Genomic DNA, 18,593 nt, shown 5'->3' with positions numbered 1-18,593 from the left:
ACCCGTACGGCTACGCGAGCCCCCGACGGGCCACCGCCGGGGGCCGGTGCCCCGCGATCGACGCGACCATGTCCAGTACCTGCCGCGTCTCCGCCACCTCGTGCACCCGGTACACCTGCGCCCCGAGCCACGCCGAGACCGCGGTCGTCGCCAGCGTCCCCAACACCCGCTCCTTCACCGGCTTGTCGAGCGTCTCGCCCACGAAGTCCTTGTTGGAGAGGGAGACCAGCACCGGCCAGCCCGTCTCGACCATCTCGCCCAGCCGCCGCGTCGCCTCCAGGCTGTGCCGCGTGTTCTTCCCGAAGTCGTGCCCGGGGTCGATGAGCACCGACTCACGCGGCACGCCCAGTTCCACCGCCCGCTCGGCCAGCCCGAGAGTGACCCCCAGGATGTCGGCCATGACGTCGTCGTACGCGATCCGGTGCGGCCGCGTCCGCGGCTGAGAGCCCCCCGCGTGCGTGCACACCAGCCCCACCCCGTACCGCGCCGCCACCTCCGCCAGCCGCGGATCCACCCCGCCCCACGCGTCGTTGAGCAGATCCGCGCCCGCCTCGCAGACCGCCGCACCGACCTCGTGCCGCCAGGTGTCGACGCTGATGATCACGTCCGGGTGCCGCCGCCGCACCTCGGCGACGAATCCCACCGTCCGCCGTGCCTCCTCCTCGGCGGTCACCTCCTCGCCGGGACCCGCCTTGACGCCGCCGATGTCGATGATCGCGGCACCCTCCGACACCGCCCGCTCCACGCGCGCGAGGGCGGCCTCGTCGTGGAAGGTCGCCCCCTGGTCGTAGAAGGAGTCCGGGGTCCGGTTCACGATCGCCATGATCACCGGCTCGTGAGTGCCGAATTCACGCTTGCCCAGCCTGAGCATCCCCTGTGACCTCTCCTAGTACGTCCCGCTGCGGCAGGCCTGTTCTTTAGGATCAGGCCCGGGCCGCGGGGTTGTCGGGCGTCGTAAGCTGCTGCCGACCCGATCCGAAAGGCAGGCCCGCGCCGCCTGCGACCTTAACTGTCAGACCCGCATGGCACGATCGGACCCTGACAGATTCGACACTTCCGGCCGACGCGCTGCGCGTCGGCACCCGAGCGTGGGGACTCCAGCGATGTTCATGTTCATTTTCCTGGTCGTCGCGCTCGTCGTCGTGGTCGCCGCGGTGACACTGGCCGTGGTGGGCGGCGGCGAGAGCGCCCCGCTGCCCGAGGCGGCCGCCGAGCGGCTCGACGACCCCCTGCCTCCGGACCGGCCCGTGAACCGCGCGGATGTGGAGGCCCTGCGCTTCCCGCTCGCCCCCCGCGGCTACCGCATGGCGGACGTGGACGACGCCCTGGGCCGCCTCGGCGCCGAGATCGCCGAGCGGGACGCCCGCATCGCCGATCTGGAGTCCGCCCTCGCCGGGGCTCGGACGGCCAGGGTCTCCATGGACAAGCCCGTCGAGGGGGACCAGGGGGACCACCAGTGAGCAGCGGTGCCCTGGCCGGCTCGGACGGCGTGCTGCGCTGCCCGTGGGCCCTGTCGACCGAGGACTACGTGGCGTATCACGACGAGGAGTGGGGCCGCCCGGTCCACGGCGACGACGCGCTGTACGAGCGGCTGTGCCTGGAGGCCTTCCAGTCGGGCCTGTCCTGGATCACGATCCTGCGTCGGCGGGAGGGGTTCAGAGCCGCCTTCGCCGGCTTCGAGATCGGCAAGGTGGCGGACTTCACGGACGCCGACAAGGAGCGCCTGCTCGCCGATCCGGGCATCATCCGCAACCGGTTGAAGATCGAGGCGACGGTCGCCAACGCGCGCGTGCTGGCCGACTGGCCGGCCGGTGAACTGGACGAGCTGATCTGGTCCTTCGCCCCCGATCCGGCCGCCCGCCCCGTCCCGAGGACCCTCGCCGACGTGCCGGCGGTCACCGACGAGTCGACGGCCCTCTCCAAGACCCTCAAGAAGCGCGGCATCCGCTTCATCGGCCCGACGACGGCGTATGCCCTGATGCAGGCGTGCGGGCTGGTCGACGACCACCTGGCGGACTGCGTGGCCCGGAGCCACTGACCCCGGGCCCCGCCCCGGGTCACCGCCCCAGATACTTCGGCTTCTCCTTGTTCACGAACGCCTGCACCGCGATGCCGTGGTCCTCGGACGCGCCCGCGCGGGCCTGGAGTTCGTCCTCCTTCTCCAGGGTCTCGTCCAGGGTGTGGGAGAGCCCGTAGGCGAGCGACTCCTTCAGCGCCGCGTACGCCACGGTCGGGCCTTCGGCCAGGGACCGCGCCACCTTCTGTGCCTCGGCGCGCAGTTCGGCGGCGGGGACCACCCGGTTCGCGATGCCCCACTCGTACGCCTCCTGCGCGGTGATGCTGCGCGGGAAGAGCAACAGGTCGGCGGCGCGGCTCGGGCCGATGACGCGCGGCAGGGTCCAGGAGATCCCGGAGTCGGCGGTCAGCGCGACCCCGGCGAACGAGGTGTTGAAGGCCGCCGTGTCCGCCACGATCCGGTAGTCCGCGGCGAGCGCGAAACCGAAACCCGCCCCGGCCGCGACCCCGTTCACCGCCGCCACCACCGGCTTCGCCGCGCCGGTCAGCGCCCGCACGATCGGGTTGTAGTGCTCGCGCACGGTGCTCATCGTCTGCCCCGACCCGGACTGCTTGTCCGAGGCCAGCAGCCCGATGTGCTCCTTCAGGTCCTGGCCCACGCAGAACGCCCGGTCGCCGGCCGCGGTGAGCAGGATCGCCCGTACGGCTTCGTCGTCGGCGGCTGTCCGCGCCGCGTCCCGGAAGGCGACCTTGGTCGCGATGTTCATCGCGTTCATCGCCTCGGGGCGGTTCAGCGTGATCGTCGCGAGCCCGTCGCTCACCTCGTAGAGCACGGTGTCGGCCATGGTGGTTCCCCTCAGGTGTCGCGGCTCGGCCGTACCGGTCGGTACGCCCTGCTTCCGAAGGACAGCATGGCGGAGATCACCGACGGCGGACCGGACCGGACATGTGACCTGCGTCAAAGAAATCAGGACCGTTTCCGCTCGGCAGAAGTCCGTGCGGCGGCGCAGTATCGCAGTCACATCGCCGAATTGAGTGGTTTTGCTCGCGCGCGTTGCCCAAGCGATGCCGACTGATGTTGGTCATCGGGTCCTGAGATGCGGGATAATGGCCTGGAAGCAATGTGTTCGATGCCGGTGACGCGTGTCCTACCAACAGGCGCGCGTGCCCTCCCATGGGGCCGTCGGCGACGATGAGCTGGTTTCAGGAAGGGGAACGAGCATGGCGGCCATGAAGCCGCGGACGGGCGATGGCCCGCTCGAGGTGACCAAGGAGGGGCGGGGCATCGTCATGCGAGTTCCGCTCGAAGGCGGCGGTCGGCTCGTCGTCGAGCTGACCCCGGACGAGGCGGACGCTCTCGGCGACGCCCTCAAGAAGGTCGTCGGCTGACGCGGAAACGACCATACCCTTTCAGCTGCCCCGGCATCCTCGTAGGTGCCGGGGCGCTGCTTTTCCAGGAGTACGTGCCTCACGTACCCGAGTACGTGCCCCACGTACCCGCTGTTCAGGGGCTGGTGCCCAGGCTTCAGCGGCTGGTGCCCGTGGCTCGCCGGCTCAGCGCTTGACCGCGCACAGCAGCCCGTCGCCCACCGGCAGCAGCGAGGGCACCAGATCCGGGCTCTCGCGCACCGCGCGCAGCAGCTCCCGCAGCCGCCCGACCTCAGCGGGCTGCGGTCCCGAGTCCACCGTGCGACCGTCCGCGAAGACACCCTCGAAGACGACGAGCCCGCCAGGACGCAGCAGGCGCAACGATTCAGCGAGATAGTCCAGGCACTCCAGGCGGTCACCGTCACAGAAGACGAGGTCGTAGCCCGAGTCCGCGAGCCGGGGCAGCACGTCCAGGGCGCGGCCCGGGATGAAGCGGGCACGGTTGCTGGCGAAGCCGGCCGCGCGGAAGGCCTGCCGGGCGAACTGCTGGCGCTCCGGCTCCGGGTCCACGGTGGTCAGCACGCCGTCCGGCCGCATGCCGTGCAGCAGATGAATCCCGGAGACTCCGGTGCCGGTCCCGATCTCCGCGACGGCCTTGGCGTCCACGGTGGCGGCGAGCAACCGCAGTGCCGCGCCGGTGCCCGGCGACACCGAGCGCAGCCCTGCTTCCCGAGCCCGGTCCCGGGCCCAGCGCAGCGCCTCTTCCTCGGCGACAAAGGCGTCGGCGAACGCCCAGCTCGTCTGCCGGTTGCCGGTAATGACCCTCTCCTGTCCCCGTGGTTGCCTGGGCGTGACTGTATCCGTTGGTGTCGGGAACCCGCTGATGGGACCGGGCGTTTAGAAGGGTGTGGATCGCAGCGGGGGGCAGTGGATGGATGAGGATGCCGAACGGGACGTCGAGCAAATGCTGACGCGGTCATATGAGCGCGTATCAAATTCTCGTAAAACCGCTTATCCGGAGCTAACGGGCGAGGTGGCTATGGTAGGGGCTCCACTGGACACCACCAGAGCCGATAGGGGAGGTGCGGCTGCGCCTGTGGATCGGAGAGGAGTGCTGCGGCGCTTCCTCAGGTCGGCGGGTGAGCCGAAATCCGTGACCGACATCGCTGACAAGCACCACGCTGCCACCACCGCGCAGACCGCGACCTTCGCCACCGACGCGGACTCGCAGGCGTGGACTCCGCCCACCTGGGAGGAGATCGTCAGCACGCACAGCGGCAGGGTCTACCGCCTGGCGTACCGCCTCACCGGCAACCAGCACGACGCCGAGGACCTGACCCAGGAAGTCTTCGTCCGGGTCTTCCGCTCCCTGTCGACGTACACGCCCGGCACGTTCGAGGGCTGGCTGCACCGCATCACCACGAACCTCTTCCTGGACATGGTCCGCCGCAAGCAGCGCATCCGCTTCGACGCCCTCGGTGACGACGCGGCCGAGCGCCTGCCCAGCCGCGAGCCGTCCCCCCAGCAGGTCTTCAACGACGCGCACTTCGACGCGGACGTCCAGCAGGCCCTCGACACGCTGGCGCCCGAGTTCCGCGCCGCGGTCGTCCTGTGCGACATCGAAGGGCTGTCGTACGAGGAGATCGCCGCGACCCTGGGCGTCAAGCTCGGCACGGTCCGCAGCCGGATCCACCGCGGACGTTCGCAGCTGCGCAAGGCCCTTGCGCACCGCTCGCCCGCGGCCCGCGCGGAACGCCGTTCCTTCGCGGTCACGGGTGTGCCCGTGCTGGGAGGAGGGGGCGCGTCCGCGTGAGTGGAACACGGCCGAACTCCGCTGAGCGGCGTATTGCGGATCAGCATCTGGGAGACCGACTCTCTGCCCTGGTGGACGGGGAGCTCGGTCATGAGTCGCGCGAGCGTGTGCTGGCCCACCTGGCCACCTGCGCCAAGTGCAAGGCCGAGGCCGACGCACAGCGCCGACTGAAGAACGTCTTTGCGGAAGTGGCCCCGCCACCCCCCTCCGAGAGCTTCCTGGCACGCCTCCAGGGGCTGCCCGGGGGAGGCGACTCCGACGGCAGTGGTTCGCCGCTCGACGGGGGAGGCTTCGGCAGAAGACTGTCCGGCAGGCCCGGAGTCCCTGGGGGCGCCGGGGTCTTCGGAGTGAGGGGTGAGACGTCTTTCGGCTACGTCCCTTCCGGGCCGCACGCCACCGCGCTGTCACCGTCCGAGGACCGGGCCCTGTCCGGGGACCGTGGCTTCCGCATCCATGACGTCAGCCGGCACGAGGCCGAGCGGTCGGCCACGCGCGGCATGCGGTTCGCCTTCGTCGCCGCCGGAGCGGTGTCGCTGGCCGCGATCGCGCTCGGCGGAGTGTCGGCGACCGGGGTGCCGACCGACACCGCGGCCGACGCGCGGGGCGGATCGGGCTCCGGAAGCAATGTGACACCGATGCGCACTCCGGGCGCCGGAGCCGCCACGGCGCCGGAGTCCCAGCGCCGTCGCTCCGTCGGCCCGCTCCTCGGCCAGGGACAGCGCTCGCTCGGCGAGACCGCTGTCGCGCCCACCGAGGTGTCGGCGCCGCTGCTGCCCGGAGCCCCCACCCCGGCGGCCCGGAAGCTGCCGGACCTGCACACGCTGACCGCTCCCGTGGTGGCCGGTGCCGCCGTGATGTCCCCCCTCATACGTCCGCTCACCGAGGCGGCACCGGTCGCGCTGTCCTCATGGTCGACGGCGGCGGGTGTCACCGCACCCGGCCTGCTCGTCGCGCCGGACGCCACCTCGTTCCCCTCTCCCACCTCCCCCACCGCACCCTGAACCCGACCTCTGCGCCGCGGCCCGTGAACCTGGTTGAATCCATGGTGAGCCGCGTTCGTGGGAGGGATCCGAGCGCGGAATCGACGATTCTGCGGTGACCGCGGGCGCCGTAGCGCCGCGGGCCGGGTGTGGGGAGAGCATGAACGAGGGGAAGCCCACGAAGCCGAAGTGGTGGAGCCGCCCGCGGGTGCCCGCGGGGGGTGCCGACCCGTTCGGGGGCCCGCCGGAGCCGGACGCGGTGGAGAGCGGCGGGGTGGGTTCGCCCGAGGGACGCTCCGGCGCGGCGGCTTCCACGGACGGTGGACCGACTGACGCGGTGACGGGTGCGGGTGCGGGTGCGGGTGCGGGTGCCGATGCCGGCGCCGGCGCCGGTGGGGCGGTCAGCGGCGTGGCCGAGTCGGCTGAGTCCGACGGCGACTTCGAGCTCAGTCGGCCGGTCGGGGTGCCCGTACGTGAAGTCCCCGTCGGCGACGGGGACTTCGAGTTGGAGCGCCCGGCTTCGACGCGCCGGGGGAGCGGTCCGTCCGACGAGGTACCCACCGGCGCGACGGCGCCGGACGCGACGGCCGAAGCGGCCCAGGAGACGTCTGCTGCGGCTGACCTGGCCGTTGCCGCGGGCCCCGCGTCTGCCGATGCCGAAGTCGCCCCCGTGCCGGCGGTGTCCCGCGTTTCGCCCGACGCCGCGTCCGCCGGTGTGGCCGACGCGTCCGTCGACGCGGCCGACGCTTCTGCCGCCGCGGCCCACGCTCCCGCCGGTGCTGCCCACACGACCGTCGAAGCCGAGGGCGAAGCCGCCCCCGCGGCGGCCGTGCCCGGCACCCCGGCCGATGCCCCGGGCGGTGTTCCCGTCGACCGGCCCAAGCCGCTGCACGATCCCGATCCCTACAGCACCCACGCGGTACGGGCATGCGGGGGCCCTGGGCAGCGGGCTCCGCCCGTCCAGTTGCCCAGGCGACCACGCCCGCCCAACAGGCACGCCGCCCGAGAGCGCCTCCCATGACTGCCCAGGCACATGCCGCGCCCTCGGGACACCGGACGCACGGCGCCCTGGGCACCGACGCATGGCGAGCCCAACTGGGCGGCCCCGCGTCGCCGGCCGCAGCCCCATGTCCGCCCCCTGGCAAAACTACGACCCATGGGCCGCCACCTCCGCCCCCGTGCACCAGACGAGGCACCGCAGTCGCGCTCCCGGGAGGAGCGGCGCAAGCGCGCGAGTCAGGGTGCTCGTGCTGGGAGCCGTGGTCCTCGCCCTCGTCTCCGGCGGGATCGGCGGAGCCGTCGGCGTGTATCTGGAGCGCACCGGCGGGGTCACGGACGTGGAGCTGCCGCAGGCCGGCCAGGAGTCCGAGGAGCGGGCCGCGGACAGCGTCGCGGGGATCGCCGCCCGCGCGCTGCCCAGCGTGGTGACCCTGCACGTCAAGGGCTCCGCCGCGGAGGGCACCGGCACCGGCTTCGTACTCGACGGCCGCGGGCACATCCTGACCAACAACCACGTCGTCGAACCGGCCGGATCGAGCGGCGAGATATCCGTGACCTTCAGCGGCGGCGAGACCGCAAAGGCCACCGTCGTCGGACGGGACAGCGGCTATGACCTCGCCGTCGTCAAGGTGAGCGGGGTCGGCGGGCTCAAGCCCATGCCCCTCGGCAACTCCGACAACGTCCAGGTCGGCGACCCGGTCGTCGCCATCGGCGCGCCCTTCGACCTCGCGAACACCGTCACCTCAGGGATCATCAGCGCCAAGGAGCGGCCCATCACCGCCGGCGGTGAGAAGGGCGACGGCAGCGACGTCTCGTACGTGGACGCGCTCCAGACCGACGCCCCCATCAACCCCGGCAACTCGGGCGGCCCTCTCCTCGACTCCAAGGCCCGGGTCGTCGGCATCAACTCCGCCATCCGCTCCGCCGACAGCAGCTCCGACCAGAGCGGCCAGGCCGGTTCCATCGGGCTCGGCTTCGCCATCCCGGTCAACCAGGCCAAGCGGGTCGCGGAGGAGCTGATCAACACCGGCAGGGCCACCCACCCCGTGATCGGCGTGACCCTCGACATGGACTACACGGGCGACGGCGCGCGGGTCGGCACGAAGAGCAACGACGGCGGGTCCCCGGTGACGCGGGGCGGCCCCGGCGACCGGGCCGGCATCCAGGCCGGGGACGTCATCACCGAGGTCGACGGGCAGCGCATCCACTCCGGGGAGGAACTCATCGTCAAGATCCGCGCCCACCGCCCCGGCGACCGCCTGGCGCTGACCGTCGAACGCGACGGCAAGGAGAAGCCGGTCACCCTCGTCCTGGGCTCCGCGTCCGGGGCCTGACGGAGCCGCGGCAACTGACACCAACTTCACAGGTACGGCCCGAAACCGGGTCTCACTAGGCAAACATCCCGGAAAACCGGGTGTGTACACGCGGTCGAAGGCCTCGGGACAGTACCGGTCGGACGGGAACCCCGGGTACCGTGGACCCGGCCCGGACCACGGAAAGACCTGCCGAGGGCCGAGGACATCGCAAGGAGCTGCAAGGTGTTCAATGACATAGGACCGCTTGAGCTGGTGACGCTCGTTGTCCTTGCTGTGCTCGTCTTCGGCCCGGACAAGCTTCCGAAGATGATCCAGGACGTCACGCGCACCATCCGTAAGATCCGCGAGTTCTCGGAGAGCGCCAAGCAGGACATACGGGAGGAACTCGGTCCGGAGTTCAAGGACTTCGAGTTCGAGGATCTCAACCCCAAGACGTTCATCCGCAAGCAGCTGGACAACGACGAGCTGGGGCTCAAGGAGATCCGCAACGGCTTCGACCTGAAGAAGGAGATGGCCGAGGTCACGGACGCGGTGCACGGCCGTGAGTCCGAGACCTCCGCCTCCTCCTCGTCGGCCAACGGCTCCGCCGGCGGCACGGTCGACATGACGAAGAAGCGCGAGCAGCTCGAAGCGGACGAGCGCCCGCCCTTCGACGCGGACGCCACCTGATTCGTCCAGACGGACGCCGCCTGAGCCGTACCCGTGACGTCGGCTGACCCGTCCCACGGACGCCGCCTGAGCCGTACCCGCGGCGCCGGCTGACCCGTACAGCCATACCGCCGCGGCCGTACGGACATGGCCCGCGCTCTGCCTGGAACGTGACGCAGGCCATAGGCTCAGGAGCGCGCGAGCGGCCTGAAAACGACCCGTACGACGCCGTACGCGCCGGGCGTTTCCCGGCAGCTCGGAACGCTGTGGCTATGCTGCCCAGTTGTTGTGCGGACCGTTGGAGAGCGAGGACGCCCGTGGGGGGCGGGCCGCTCGGGTCCGACGAGAGCTAGGAGGCGTCCGGGTATGGAGACGACGAGTCGGGTGGGCGCGCAGGCGCCGGCCGCGGAGGGCGGACAGCAGTTCCCCTCCGCCCGGCGCACGGTCGACGGCTACCTGCTGGCGCCCTTTCCTTGGTACGGCCTCGACGAGGCGTTCACGGGCCCGCGCTGGCTGATGCAGGTGGGCACCGCGGCCGACGGTGCGGTGGAGCACGGTTCGATCGGGCACGGCGAGGAGCCCACCGTGCGCGGTGAGTCGACGGAGGACAAGGAGCGGTTCGCGGTCGTGGTGACCGTCGCGGCCAACCCCGTCAGGCGCAGTGCCGACGGCACGGGCCTGCTCGAGGCCACCTCGGTCTCCTCCGCGGCCTGGCTCGCGGGTGTGGGGCTGTTGTCCGTCACCTGGCCCGGCCAGATGGACCACACCCTGCGGGACGACTGGCTGGACCAGCAGACCGAGACGGCGTGGGTCCTGGCCGACGACCTGGCCGGCCCCGACTGGTCCACGCTGTCCCTCCCCGTGGACGGGGTCCCCTCGTCCTTCCACTACCGGGAGTCCGAGTTCGGCTGGGTCCTCGCCGGCTCCACCCAGGAAGGCGTCCACGTGGGCGCGTACGGGCGCGGGATGAGCGCGTACGGGCTGGGCTTCTCGGTGATCAAGGACATCGCGGCGTACGCGTAGCGCGGACGCGGCAGGGTTGCCGTACGGGCAGGCCTGGAGCTTGTCCGCCCCAGAGCTTGGCCTCCCGGAAGTTGTCCTCCCGGAAGTTGTCCTCCCGGAAGCTGTCCGCGCGGAACTCGTTCGCGCGGAACTCGGTCGCCTAGAACTTGTTCCGGGGCGTGATCCCCAGCGACATGCCCGACAGACCGCGCTGGCGGCCGCCCAGCTTGCCCGCGATCGCGCGCAGGGCCGAGCCGGCCGGGGAGTCGGGATCGGTCAGGACGACCGGCTTGCCCTCGTCGCCGCCCTCGCGCAGACGGACGTCGATCGGGATGGAGCCGAGGACCGGGACGGTCGCGCCGGTCGTGCGGGTCAGGCCGTCGGCCACCGACTGGCCGCCGCCCGTGCCGAACACGTCGACCATCTCGTCGCAGTGCGGGCAGGGCAGCCCCGCCATGTTCTCGACCACGCCGACGATCTTCTGGTGGGTCTGGACGGCGATGGAGCCCGCCCGCTCGGCGACCTCGGCCGCGGCCTGCTGCGGGGTCGTGACGACGAGGATCTCCGCGTTCGGGACGAGCTGCGCGACGGAGATCGCGATGTCGCCCGTGCCCGGCGGGAGGTCGAGGAGGAGGACGTCCAGGTCGCCCCAGTAGACGTCCGCGAGGAACTGCTGGAGGGCGCGGTGGAGCATCGGGCCGCGCCATACGACCGGTGCGTTGCCCGGGGTGAACATGCCGATCGAGATGACCTTCACGCCGTTCGCGGACGGCGGCATGATCATGTTCTCGACCTGGGTGGGCCTGCCGTCGGCGCCGAGCATGCGCGGCACGGAGTGGCCGTAGATGTCCGCGTCGACGACGCCGACCTTGAGGCCGTCGGCCGCCATCGCCGCCGCCAGGTTCACCGTCACCGACGACTTGCCGACGCCGCCCTTGCCGGAGGCGACCGCGTACACCCGGGTCAGGGAGCCGGGCTTGGCGAAGGGCACCTCGCGCTCGGCCTGGCCGCCGCGCAGCGCGGTCGCCAGCTCGCGGCGCTGCTCGTCGCTCATCACGTCCAGGGTCACGTCGACGCGCGTGACGCCCTCGACCGCCGAGACCGCCTTCGTCACGTTCGTCGTGATGGTCTCGCGCATCGGGCAGCCGGAGACGGTCAGATACACGGTGACCGCGACCGCTCCGTCCGCACCGATCTCCACCGATTTGACCATCCCCAGCTCGGTGATGGGTCGCTGGATCTCGGGGTCGTTCACCGTCGCCAGTGCTTCACGCACCGCGTCTTCCGTAGCCATAGGACGATGGTACGGCGCTGCACAGGGGGCCCGGAAAGACCCGTCAGCGGTCGTCTACGTCACGTCCGTGCGCACGCTCCGCCGGGAATACGACGCGGCCGTCCCCGTGGCCGTCGGTGTACCGCTCCTCCAGCTCCTTGACCAGGTCCTGGAGCTCCGAGCGGATCCAGTCGCGGGTGGCCACCTCACCGAGGCCGATGCGCAGCGCGGCGATCTCGCGGGTGAGGTATTCGGTGTCGGCGATCGAGCGCTCGTTCTGTTTGCGGTCCTGTTCGAGGTTGACCCGGTCGCGGTCGGCCTGGCGGTTCTGCGCGAGCAGGATCAGCGGGGCGGCATAGGAGGCCTGCAGCGACAGCATCAGCGTCAGGAAGATGAACGGGTAGGTGTCGAAGCGCCACTCGCCGGGGGCGGCGACGTTCCACACCACCCACAGGATGATGACGACCGTCATCCAGACGATGAACCGCCCGGTGCCCAGGAACCGCGCGATCCGCTCCGAGAGCCGCCCGAAGGCCTCCGGGTCCCACTCGGGCAGCAGCCTGCGGCGTTGCGGCTTCGGCTGGTCGAGCCGGGTACGGGGCCGGGTGGCGGCGATCGCCCCGGACGCCGTTCGTTCGCGGATCTCGCGCTCAGGGGCCATGGGGTGCCTCCGAGCCGTCGGCGCCGGGCCCGTCGTCCAGGTGGAACTCCGTCTCGCGCCAGTCCTCGGGCAGCATGTGGTCCAGTACGTCGTCCACGGTCACCGCGCCGAGCAGCGAGCCGCTCTCGTCGACGACGGGCGCGGCGACCATGTCGTAGGTGGCGAAGAAGCCCGCGACGACGGGCAGCGCGGCGTCCGGGGCGAGCGGTTGCAGATCGTCGTCGAGGATCGAGCTGACCAGTGTGTACGGCGGGTCGCGCAGCAGCCGCTGGAAGTGCGCCGTGCCCAGGTACTTGCCGGTCGGCGTCTCGTCCGGCGGGCGGCACACGTACACCTGGGCGGCGAGCGCGGGGGACAGGTCGGCGTTGCGGACCCGGGCGAGCGCGTCGGCGACCGTGGCGTCGGGCCGCAGCACGATGGGCTCGGTCGTCATCAGGCCACCGGCGGTCCGCTCCTCGTACGCCATCAGCCGCCGTACGTCCGCCGCTTCGTCGGGCCGCATCAGCGTCAGCAGCCGCTCCACGTCCTCCTCGGGCAGTTCGCCGAGCAGGTCGGCCGCGTCGTCCGGGTCCATCGCCTCCAGGACGTCGGCCGCGCGCTCCTCCTTGAGCTTGCTGAGGATCTCGATCTGGTCGTCCTCGGGGAGTTCCTCGAGGACGTCGGCGAGGCGGTCGTCGTCCAGTGCGAGCGCCACCTCTCCGCGCCGCTTCGGGGACAGGTGGTGCATGACGTTCGCGAGGTCGGCCGCGCGCAGCTGCTCGAAGGTGGCCAGCAGGCTCTCCGCGCCCTGCCCGTCCTCCTCCAGCGAGAACCCGGTGACGGCGGACCATTCGACGGTCAGGGTCTCGCCCTTGGTGCGCCGGAAGGCCCCGCTCCGGCCCTTCCGCACGAAGACCCGGTCGATCTCCCATTCCCGCCGGGCCGGAAGCTGCTGGACGGCCACGTCGAGGACGGTCACCTCCTCGCCCGTCTCCACGAGCCGGACGCGCCGGTCGAGCAGCTCACCGAAGACCAGCCGCTCGGTGGGCCGCTGTTCGAAGCGGCGCACGTTGAGCACGCCGGTGGTGATGACCTGGCCGGACTCGATGCCGGTCACACGGGTCATGGGCAGGAAGATGCGGCGCCGGGTGGACAGTTCGACCACCAGCCCGAGCAGCCGGGGCGGACGGCGGCCGACGCGGAGCATGGCGACAAGATCGCGGACGCGGCCCACCTGGTCGCCGTTCGGGTCGAAGACGGGGACACCGGAGAGGTGCGAGACGAAGATCCTGGGGGCGCCTGCCACCATGCCAGCGCCTCCTCTTCCTACGGGGTCCGTTTCCTGCGGGGTCCGTGCCTGCCGGGTCTGTTCGGGCCGCTTCGGTTCGTACCGGTTGGTTTCCTGCTCGTATGTCCGCTCGGATGGGCTTCAGGCTAGCCCGTCCCGGTCGGATACGCCCTGGTGGGCGGTCCGGACGGACTGGCTCCGGTGGGCGTGGCGGGCACCGGTACGCTGCCGTACGCCGATGAGGACATCCGCATGAAAGGCAGCCCCACCTGTGACTGCAATTCCCCAGGGTCGTACCCGCAGGGCCGCACTGGTGAGCGCGACGTGCGCACTGGTCGTGACCGGGACGGGGCTGACGGGGTGCAGTAGTAGCGATCCGGACGCGGGCACGAACGGGGTCGGCAAGCTGCCGGCCGAGAAGATCCAGAGCCGGACGCGTGCGGCCGCGGAGGCCGCGGACACGGTACGGCTGTCGGGCACCGTGGTGACCAACGGACGTACGTACCGGCTCGACATGCGCCTCAAGGAGGACGGCGCCAGCGGGTCGGTCACCTCGAAGGGAGCGACCTTCCGGCTGCTGCGGGTGGGCCGGCACCTGTTCCTGAAGGCGGGCGCGGACTTCTGGAGCCACCAGGGCGGCCAGGGCGGCGGCGGATCCAGTGACGCGGGGGACGCGGCCGCGGACAAGCTCGACGACAAGTACGTGAAGGTGCCGACCGGGGATCCGGCGTACAAGCGCTTCAGCGGCTTCACGGACAAGAGCGTGCTGCTGGACGGTCTGCTCACGCTGCACGGCACCCTGGCGACGGACGGCCACCACGATCAGAGCGGCGTCCGCACGATCCGCATCACCGGCGAGAAGGGCTCCGGCGGCACGCTGGACGTCTCCCTGGAGGGCAAGCCGTATCCGCTGCGCCTGGTGCGAGCGGGGGGCGCGGGCACCCTCAGCCTGACGGACTGGGGGAAGGGCTTCGCCCTGAAGGAGCCGTCGAAGAAGGAGACGGTGGACTACGGGCAACAGCTGCCGACGTCGTAGCCGACGTCGTACGACGTCGTAGGGGACGTACGGGGCCGGGGCGCGGGTGCGGTGCGGACGTGGCCGTGCGCCGTCGCGGCGGAGAGAGCCGCTGCCGCACGTCGGCCCGCTTCCCGGGTCGGGCGGCTGCCGCGCGACGATCCTATTCACCGGCACCGAACCGTTCCTGAAGCGGGTGCGCCCCGCCGGAGCCGCACCCGCGGCCCTCAGCCGCGCTTGCGCCGCTTCAGGAGCAGCCGGGGGAGTGCCGCCGGGATCGGGTGGCGGGTCGTCGCAGGCGTCGGCAGCGGTGCCGCCGCCAGTGAGTCCGTCGGCAGCTCGGCCGTGTCGCCGAGCGGTTCCAGCCGCAGCACCCGGCATTCGCGCGCCCAGCGCTCCGGCATCGCCTCGCCGTCCGGCGCGTTCAGGCGCTTGCCCTTCAGCTCGGCCACCGCGGCCGCCCACTCGGGGGAACCCGGCGCCAGCTCCACCACCTTCGCCGACCACGTGACGAGCCGGCCACCCTTGTCCTTGCTGCGGACGGTCACCGTCGCGCCCCCGCCGTCGACCAGCCCGGGCAGTGGCTGCTCACCCGGCCCGTCGCCGACCAGGCACACCGCACCCGCGTGCCACGCGTGCCACAGAGGGCGCGTCGGCACACCGTGCGCCCGGTCGTCGGGAGCCGGTGCGCCGTCGCCCCGGACCCAGATGAGTCCGGACTTCTTGGTGGCCTCCTCGACGAGGGCCCGGTCGAGCAGCTGTTCCGTCATGGCGCAAGCCTAACCAGGCCCCGTCACAGCCAGCCGTTGCGCTTCAGGGCGCGGTGGATGCCCAGACACAGCACCACGGTGACGCTCATGATCACCGGGTACCCGAACCGCCAGTGCAGCTCCGGCATGTGCTCGAAGTTCATGCCGTACACCCCGCACACCATCGTCGGTACGGCGATGATCGCCGCCCAGGACGTGATCTTGCGCATGTCCTCGTTCTGCGCGACGGACGCCTGCGCGAGGTTGGCCTGGAGGATCGAGTTGAGCAGCTCGTCGAAGCCCAGCACCTGCTCCTGGACCCGGGCGAGGTGGTCCGCCACGTCCCGGAAGTACTTCTGGATGTCCGGGTCGATCAGTCGCATCGGTCGCTCACTCAGCAGCTGCATGGGCCTCAGCAGCGGCGAGACCGCCCGCTTGAACTCCAGCACCTCACGCTTGAGTTGGTAGATACGGCCCGCGTCCGTACCGCGCGGCGTTCCCTTCCGGCCCGGCGAGAACACCTCCGTCTCCACCTCGTCGATGTCGTCCTGCACCGCGTCCGCGACCGCGATGTAGCCGTCGACGACGTGGTCGGCGATCGCGTGGAGCACCGCCGAGGGCCCCTTCGCGAGCAGCTCGGGGTCGTCCTGGAGCCGGTGCCGCAGCGCCCGCAGCGAGCCCTGCCCGCCGTGCCGCACGGTGATGAAGAAGTCCCGGCCGGTGAAGCACATGACCTCGCCGGTCTCGACGACCTCGCTGTTGGCGGTCAGCTGGTCGTGCTCCACGTAGTGGATGGTCTTGAAGACGGTGAAGAGGGAGTCGTCGTAGCGCTCCAGCTTCGGCCGCTGGTGCGCCTGGACGGCGTCCTCGACGGCCAGCGGGTGCAGCCCGAACTCGCCCGCGATACCGGCGAATTCGGCTTCCGTCGGCTCATGCAGGCCGATCCACACGAAGCCCCCGTCGCGCCGCACCTGGCGCATCGCCTCGTGCGGGGTGAGCGGCCGGTCGGTCGCGACGCGGGCGCCGTCGCGGTAGATGGCGCAGTCGACGACGGCGGAGGGCGTCGAGGGGTCACGCGTGGTGTCGTACGCACTGCCGTCCTTGCGCATCGAGGGACGGGACGGGCGGACCGCGGCACGGAGGTCACGGATCATCGACATGGCAGGCTCCTTCGCAACTGAAGGCAACCGGCGACGGTTGAAACTGCCCGGAATGGGGACGTCCTGACTGCGGATGTTTGGCACGTCCACAAAGCGGGGAGCACCGCACCGTCGCGGTGGTTGCTTCACTACTGATTCAGATCAGCACTGACTCGGGCGAACTCGGGTGAGTCAGATCAGGCGGTAACGAAGTGCTCTTCCGTCGGGCACCAGGCAGAACAGGATGCGAACGTGAGAGGCGGCAGCCGGCAACAGCGCGAAAGCGAAGCGAGAGCTACGTGACTCAGCGGTCGGAAGAGCGGGTGGTACTGCACGGTCGACTTCGGTCCATTGCAGCCCCACCTCCTCCGGCCGGTCCCCCGTGAGGGACGATCCATTCCCCGTAGGGAGCCCCCGTAGGGGAGTCTCAGTGCGTCGAGACCTGAGCCGAGACTTGAGAGCGACGCTTCTGCGTGCTGCCCCGACCAGCGGCCAACACTATCAGCGCACAGAAGCGTCAAGCCGCCGCTTTGCCCGTTACTGACGAGTTCTATGCTCGGCTCATGGCTGATGTTCTTCCTCTGGTCGAGGCCCGGTTGCGTGCGGCACTGGGCGAACCCGACGCGCGGGCCGCGGTCACCTTCCTCGGCACGGACCGCATCGAAGTGCTGCGCTTCACAGCGGGGGACGTCGTCCGGTACGCGACCCTCGGTATGTCGGCCCAGCCGATGACGGACCCCACGGCGGTCGTCGCCGACCAGGTGAAGGGCCCGCGCGCGGAGCTCGTCCTGTCGGTACGCGCAGGCGGCGCCGACACCGACAAGGTGCTCCGCCCGCTCGCCGTCCTCGCCGCGTCCCCGCAGGTCGAGGGCCTTGTCGTGGCCCCCGGCGCCTCGCTCGACGTGGGCGAACCCCTGTGGCCCGGCGCTCCGTTCAGCTCCGTACTGGTCGCCGAGTCCGGCGGTCTGGTCGAGGATCTGGAGCTGGACGAGCCCGCCGATCCCGTACGTTTCCTGCCGCTGCTCCCGATGACGCCGAACGAGGCCGCGTGGAAGCGTGTGCACGGGGCGCAGGCCCTTCAGGAGCGGTGGCTCGCCGGCGGAACGGACCTGCGCGATCCGTCACGCAGATCCGTTCCGCTGGACTGAGCCGGGCTCACCACCTGGCCGGAAACGGTCAGTTGACGACGACCGTGACGTCGTCCCGCGTGGCGTGCCGCCGCTCCGGCTCCTTGATCTTCGGCGCGAAGTACGGCGCCGCCGCGACCGCGAACCACCGGACGAAGTTGCAGCCCGCGCTCGCCACCGGGCGCGGTGCTTCCGAGATGCCCGGGCCGGCGCGGTGCAGACCGCGTTGTTCACGCCGATGAAGGCACCGGGCAGGATCGTGCAGACGACGGCGGTGGTGTGGCTGCCGTAGCGGTAGCCGTAGCCGAGGACGAGTGCGTCGACGGCGAGCAGCAGGCCCCCGGCGAAGAAGACCGCGCCCGACCGGTAGCCCTCGACGAGATCGTTGACGTATGCACACATTAAGCTGGTCGATCTGATTAATGTCAGCTACATCTAGTTTCTCCTGGCCGGGCGGGACGCGCGGAACGCACGCCGGACGGGTGATCGTCCTTGACGCGGCGGGTGACGGGGAGGACCGTGGGGCTCTATGAGGGGCGAACCCAGTTGCCCGAAGTGTGGTGGCCGGGTCAGGGCTCCCGGCCTCTTTGCCGACTCCTGGCAGTGTGATGTGCATGGCGCCGTGTATCCGTTGCAGCCCGTGATCCCGCCCAGCGTCGAGGCCCTCGGTGTCGTGGTGCACCGTGCCCAGGTACCCGTGTGGATGCCCTGGCCGCTGCCCGTCGGCTGGCTGTTCACGGGTGCGGGCTGCGCGGGTGACGACCGCAGCGGCGGGCGTGCGACGGCCGTGGCCTGCTCGGGGCCCGGTCCGCTCGGCGGCATAGGGGAGCTGGTCCTCGTCGCCGAGGAACTCGGCGTCGGCCTCGGCGCGCGGTACGCGGGCATCGACGGACCCGATCCGGGCCCGTACATCGATGTCGAGAAGCCGCCCCAGGCGAAGGTGCTGGCCGCCGGTCGGCCGACCCCGCTGTGGCATGTCTCCGGCACCCCCGACGACCGTGCCGTCTTCGCGGGCGAGGCGCTCGGGCTGTGGCTGTGGGCGGTCGTGTGGCCCGAGCAGTCGGGGCTGCTGATGTACGACGAACTGGTGCTGACGGATCTGCGGGACGCGGGTGCGGAGATGGATCTGCTGCCGTGCGGGGCACTGTCGCCGCGGCTCCTTGAGCCGTAGGTGCGGTGGGTCCTGTGGGTTCCCCGGGTTCCGTAGACCCCGTGGAACC

General features: G+C 71.2%; 20 protein-coding genes and 2 pseudogenes. 13 read left to right on the top strand and 9 right to left on the bottom strand.

Annotation, left to right across the window (positions count from 1 at the left end):
• Nucleotides 1–10: 10 nt before the first annotated feature.
• Nucleotides 11–871, bottom strand: a complete 861-nt coding sequence (gene folP, locus GTY58_RS16375; RefSeq protein ID WP_010984553.1) for a dihydropteroate synthase — start codon at nucleotides 869–871, stop codon at nucleotides 11–13.
• Between the two features lie 232 nt (nucleotides 872–1,103).
• Between folP and GTY58_RS16370 the strand changes: the two genes are divergently transcribed.
• Complete coding sequence (locus tag GTY58_RS16370) at nucleotides 1,104–1,460, top strand: DivIVA domain-containing protein (protein ID WP_010984552.1); 357 nt, start codon at nucleotides 1,104–1,106, stop codon at nucleotides 1,458–1,460.
• A complete protein-coding gene (locus GTY58_RS16365; RefSeq protein ID WP_010984551.1) occupies nucleotides 1,457–2,038 on the top strand; it encodes a DNA-3-methyladenine glycosylase I in 582 nt (193 codons plus the stop codon). The genes GTY58_RS16370 and GTY58_RS16365 overlap by 4 nt, the downstream gene beginning before the upstream one ends.
• A 19-nt stretch (nucleotides 2,039–2,057) precedes the next feature.
• Here the strand turns inward: GTY58_RS16365 and GTY58_RS16360 are convergent, their stop codons facing one another.
• Complete coding sequence (locus GTY58_RS16360) at nucleotides 2,058–2,861, bottom strand: enoyl-CoA hydratase-related protein (RefSeq protein WP_010984550.1); 804 nt, start codon at nucleotides 2,859–2,861, stop codon at nucleotides 2,058–2,060.
• A 66-nt stretch (nucleotides 2,862–2,927) separates the two neighbouring features.
• Between GTY58_RS16360 and GTY58_RS16355 the strand changes: the two genes are divergently transcribed.
• Together GTY58_RS16355 and GTY58_RS16350 are read left to right on the top strand one after the other, a co-directional pair.
• Nucleotides 2,928–3,092, top strand: a complete 165-nt coding sequence (locus tag GTY58_RS16355; RefSeq protein ID WP_154696725.1) for a hypothetical protein — start codon at nucleotides 2,928–2,930, stop codon at nucleotides 3,090–3,092.
• 145 nt (nucleotides 3,093–3,237) lie between these two features.
• Entirely contained in the window at nucleotides 3,238–3,405 is a 168-nt protein-coding gene (locus GTY58_RS16350) for a DUF3117 domain-containing protein (RefSeq protein WP_003966491.1), read from the top strand.
• A 165-nt stretch (nucleotides 3,406–3,570) separates the two neighbouring features.
• Here GTY58_RS16350 and GTY58_RS16345 read toward each other — a convergent pair whose 3' ends face one another.
• Entirely contained in the window at nucleotides 3,571–4,269 is a 699-nt protein-coding gene (locus tag GTY58_RS16345) for an O-methyltransferase (protein WP_306292875.1), read from the bottom strand.
• A gap of 226 nt (nucleotides 4,270–4,495) precedes the next feature.
• On the opposite strand from GTY58_RS16345, the gene sigE reads away from it, so the two are divergent.
• The 6 genes and pseudogenes from sigE (at nucleotide 4,496) to GTY58_RS16320 (ending at nucleotide 10,163) form a co-directional block, all read left to right on the top strand.
• Nucleotides 4,496–5,197, top strand: a complete 702-nt coding sequence (gene sigE, locus GTY58_RS16340; protein WP_037645041.1) for an RNA polymerase sigma factor SigE — start codon at nucleotides 4,496–4,498, stop codon at nucleotides 5,195–5,197.
• On the top strand, nucleotides 5,194–6,198 hold the full coding sequence (locus tag GTY58_RS16335; RefSeq protein ID WP_010984546.1) for an anti-sigma factor: 1,005 nt from the start codon (nucleotides 5,194–5,196) through the stop codon (nucleotides 6,196–6,198). The genes sigE and GTY58_RS16335 overlap by 4 nt, the downstream gene beginning before the upstream one ends.
• 139 nt (nucleotides 6,199–6,337) lie before the next feature.
• A complete protein-coding gene (locus tag GTY58_RS39650) occupies nucleotides 6,338–7,198 on the top strand; it encodes a hypothetical protein (RefSeq protein WP_042493153.1) in 861 nt (286 codons plus the stop codon).
• Between the two features lie 115 nt (nucleotides 7,199–7,313).
• Nucleotides 7,314–8,510: pseudogene (locus tag GTY58_RS16330) on the top strand (trypsin-like peptidase domain-containing protein); the annotation flags it as partial.
• Nucleotides 8,511–8,714: 204 nt separating this feature from the next.
• Nucleotides 8,715–9,161 (top strand): sec-independent translocase, encoded by a 447-nt coding sequence (locus GTY58_RS16325; protein ID WP_010984544.1) that lies wholly within the window; start codon nucleotides 8,715–8,717, stop codon nucleotides 9,159–9,161.
• Nucleotides 9,162–9,506: 345 nt separating this feature from the next.
• Nucleotides 9,507–10,163, top strand: a complete 657-nt coding sequence (locus GTY58_RS16320) for a hypothetical protein (protein WP_037645045.1) — start codon at nucleotides 9,507–9,509, stop codon at nucleotides 10,161–10,163.
• A gap of 139 nt (nucleotides 10,164–10,302) precedes the next feature.
• Here the strand turns inward: GTY58_RS16320 and GTY58_RS16315 are convergent, their stop codons facing one another.
• Genes GTY58_RS16315 through GTY58_RS16305 form a run of 3 tightly spaced genes read right to left on the bottom strand, consistent with a single transcriptional unit; the run spans nucleotide 10,303 to nucleotide 13,364 of the window.
• Nucleotides 10,303–11,436 carry an Mrp/NBP35 family ATP-binding protein gene (locus GTY58_RS16315; RefSeq protein WP_010984542.1) on the bottom strand — a complete coding sequence of 378 codons (1,134 nt, stop codon included), beginning with the start codon at nucleotides 11,434–11,436 and terminating at the stop codon, nucleotides 10,303–10,305.
• Nucleotides 11,437–11,479: 43 nt separating this feature from the next.
• Nucleotides 11,480–12,076 carry a DUF1003 domain-containing protein gene (locus GTY58_RS16310; protein WP_010984541.1) on the bottom strand — a complete coding sequence of 199 codons (597 nt, stop codon included), beginning with the start codon at nucleotides 12,074–12,076 and terminating at the stop codon, nucleotides 11,480–11,482.
• Nucleotides 12,066–13,364, bottom strand: a complete 1,299-nt coding sequence (locus GTY58_RS16305; RefSeq protein ID WP_010984540.1) for a CBS domain-containing protein — start codon at nucleotides 13,362–13,364, stop codon at nucleotides 12,066–12,068. Before GTY58_RS16305 ends, GTY58_RS16310 begins: the two co-directional genes overlap by 11 nt.
• A 250-nt stretch (nucleotides 13,365–13,614) precedes the next feature.
• Here GTY58_RS16305 and GTY58_RS16300 point away from each other — a divergent pair, with 250 nt between their 5' ends.
• Nucleotides 13,615–14,379, top strand: coding sequence for a hypothetical protein (locus tag GTY58_RS16300; protein WP_010984539.1), 765 nt, complete (start codon nucleotides 13,615–13,617; stop codon nucleotides 14,377–14,379).
• Nucleotides 14,380–14,585: 206 nt separating this feature from the next.
• Here GTY58_RS16300 and GTY58_RS16295 read toward each other — a convergent pair whose 3' ends face one another.
• Nucleotides 14,586–15,128 carry a hypothetical protein gene (locus tag GTY58_RS16295; protein WP_010984538.1) on the bottom strand — a complete coding sequence of 181 codons (543 nt, stop codon included), beginning with the start codon at nucleotides 15,126–15,128 and terminating at the stop codon, nucleotides 14,586–14,588.
• A 23-nt stretch (nucleotides 15,129–15,151) separates the two neighbouring features.
• The gene (locus GTY58_RS16290) at nucleotides 15,152–16,267 is read right to left on the bottom strand and encodes a magnesium and cobalt transport protein CorA (RefSeq protein ID WP_010984537.1); all 1,116 of its coding nucleotides are present in this window, start codon (nucleotides 16,265–16,267) and stop codon (nucleotides 15,152–15,154) included.
• Between the two features lie 542 nt (nucleotides 16,268–16,809).
• Between GTY58_RS16290 and GTY58_RS16285 the strand changes: the two genes are divergently transcribed.
• Nucleotides 16,810–17,394, top strand: a complete 585-nt coding sequence (locus tag GTY58_RS16285) for a suppressor of fused domain protein (protein ID WP_010984536.1) — start codon at nucleotides 16,810–16,812, stop codon at nucleotides 17,392–17,394.
• 28 nt (nucleotides 17,395–17,422) lie between these two features.
• Here GTY58_RS16285 and GTY58_RS16280 read toward each other — a convergent pair.
• Nucleotides 17,423–17,742: pseudogene (locus GTY58_RS16280) on the bottom strand (hypothetical protein); the annotation flags it as partial.
• Between the two features lie 160 nt (nucleotides 17,743–17,902).
• Between GTY58_RS16280 and GTY58_RS16275 the strand changes: the two are divergent.
• Nucleotides 17,903–18,544, top strand: a complete 642-nt coding sequence (locus tag GTY58_RS16275) for a DUF6758 family protein (RefSeq protein WP_010984534.1) — start codon at nucleotides 17,903–17,905, stop codon at nucleotides 18,542–18,544.
• Nucleotides 18,545–18,593: the final 49 nt, after the last annotated feature.

Source organism: Streptomyces sp. SID5469 (assembly GCF_009862865.1).
In the GTDB taxonomy this organism is placed as follows: Bacteria; Actinomycetota; Actinomycetes; order Streptomycetales; family Streptomycetaceae; genus Streptomyces; species Streptomyces avermitilis.
Note: the sequence above shows the minus strand (reverse complement) of the source record. Positions and strands in the feature narration are given on the sequence as shown.

Excerpts from the sequence above, each read along its gene's own strand:
- GTY58_RS16285 (WP_010984536.1), top strand. The coding sequence starts at position 16,810 with ATGGCTGATGTTCTTCCTCTGGTCGAGGCCCGGTTGCGTGCGGCACTG.
- GTY58_RS16355 (WP_154696725.1), top strand. The coding sequence starts at position 2,928 with ATGGCGGAGATCACCGACGGCGGACCGGACCGGACATGTGACCTGCGT.
- folP (WP_010984553.1), bottom strand. The coding sequence starts at position 871 with ATGCTCAGGCTGGGCAAGCGTGAATTCGGCACTCACGAGCCGGTGATC.
- GTY58_RS39650 (WP_042493153.1), top strand. The coding sequence starts at position 6,338 with ATGAACGAGGGGAAGCCCACGAAGCCGAAGTGGTGGAGCCGCCCGCGG.
- GTY58_RS16290 (WP_010984537.1), bottom strand. The coding sequence starts at position 16,267 with ATGTCGATGATCCGTGACCTCCGTGCCGCGGTCCGCCCGTCCCGTCCC.
- GTY58_RS16295 (WP_010984538.1), bottom strand. The coding sequence starts at position 15,128 with ATGACGGAACAGCTGCTCGACCGGGCCCTCGTCGAGGAGGCCACCAAG.
- GTY58_RS16315 (WP_010984542.1), bottom strand. The coding sequence starts at position 11,436 with ATGGCTACGGAAGACGCGGTGCGTGAAGCACTGGCGACGGTGAACGAC.
- GTY58_RS16305 (WP_010984540.1), bottom strand. The coding sequence starts at position 13,364 with ATGGTGGCAGGCGCCCCCAGGATCTTCGTCTCGCACCTCTCCGGTGTC.
- GTY58_RS16320 (WP_037645045.1), top strand. The coding sequence starts at position 9,507 with ATGGAGACGACGAGTCGGGTGGGCGCGCAGGCGCCGGCCGCGGAGGGC.
- GTY58_RS16360 (WP_010984550.1), bottom strand. The coding sequence starts at position 2,861 with ATGGCCGACACCGTGCTCTACGAGGTGAGCGACGGGCTCGCGACGATC.
- GTY58_RS16350 (WP_003966491.1), top strand. The coding sequence starts at position 3,238 with ATGGCGGCCATGAAGCCGCGGACGGGCGATGGCCCGCTCGAGGTGACC.
- GTY58_RS16370 (WP_010984552.1), top strand. The coding sequence starts at position 1,104 with ATGTTCATGTTCATTTTCCTGGTCGTCGCGCTCGTCGTCGTGGTCGCC.
- GTY58_RS16275 (WP_010984534.1), top strand. The coding sequence starts at position 17,903 with ATGAGGGGCGAACCCAGTTGCCCGAAGTGTGGTGGCCGGGTCAGGGCT.
- GTY58_RS16310 (WP_010984541.1), bottom strand. The coding sequence starts at position 12,076 with ATGGCCCCTGAGCGCGAGATCCGCGAACGAACGGCGTCCGGGGCGATC.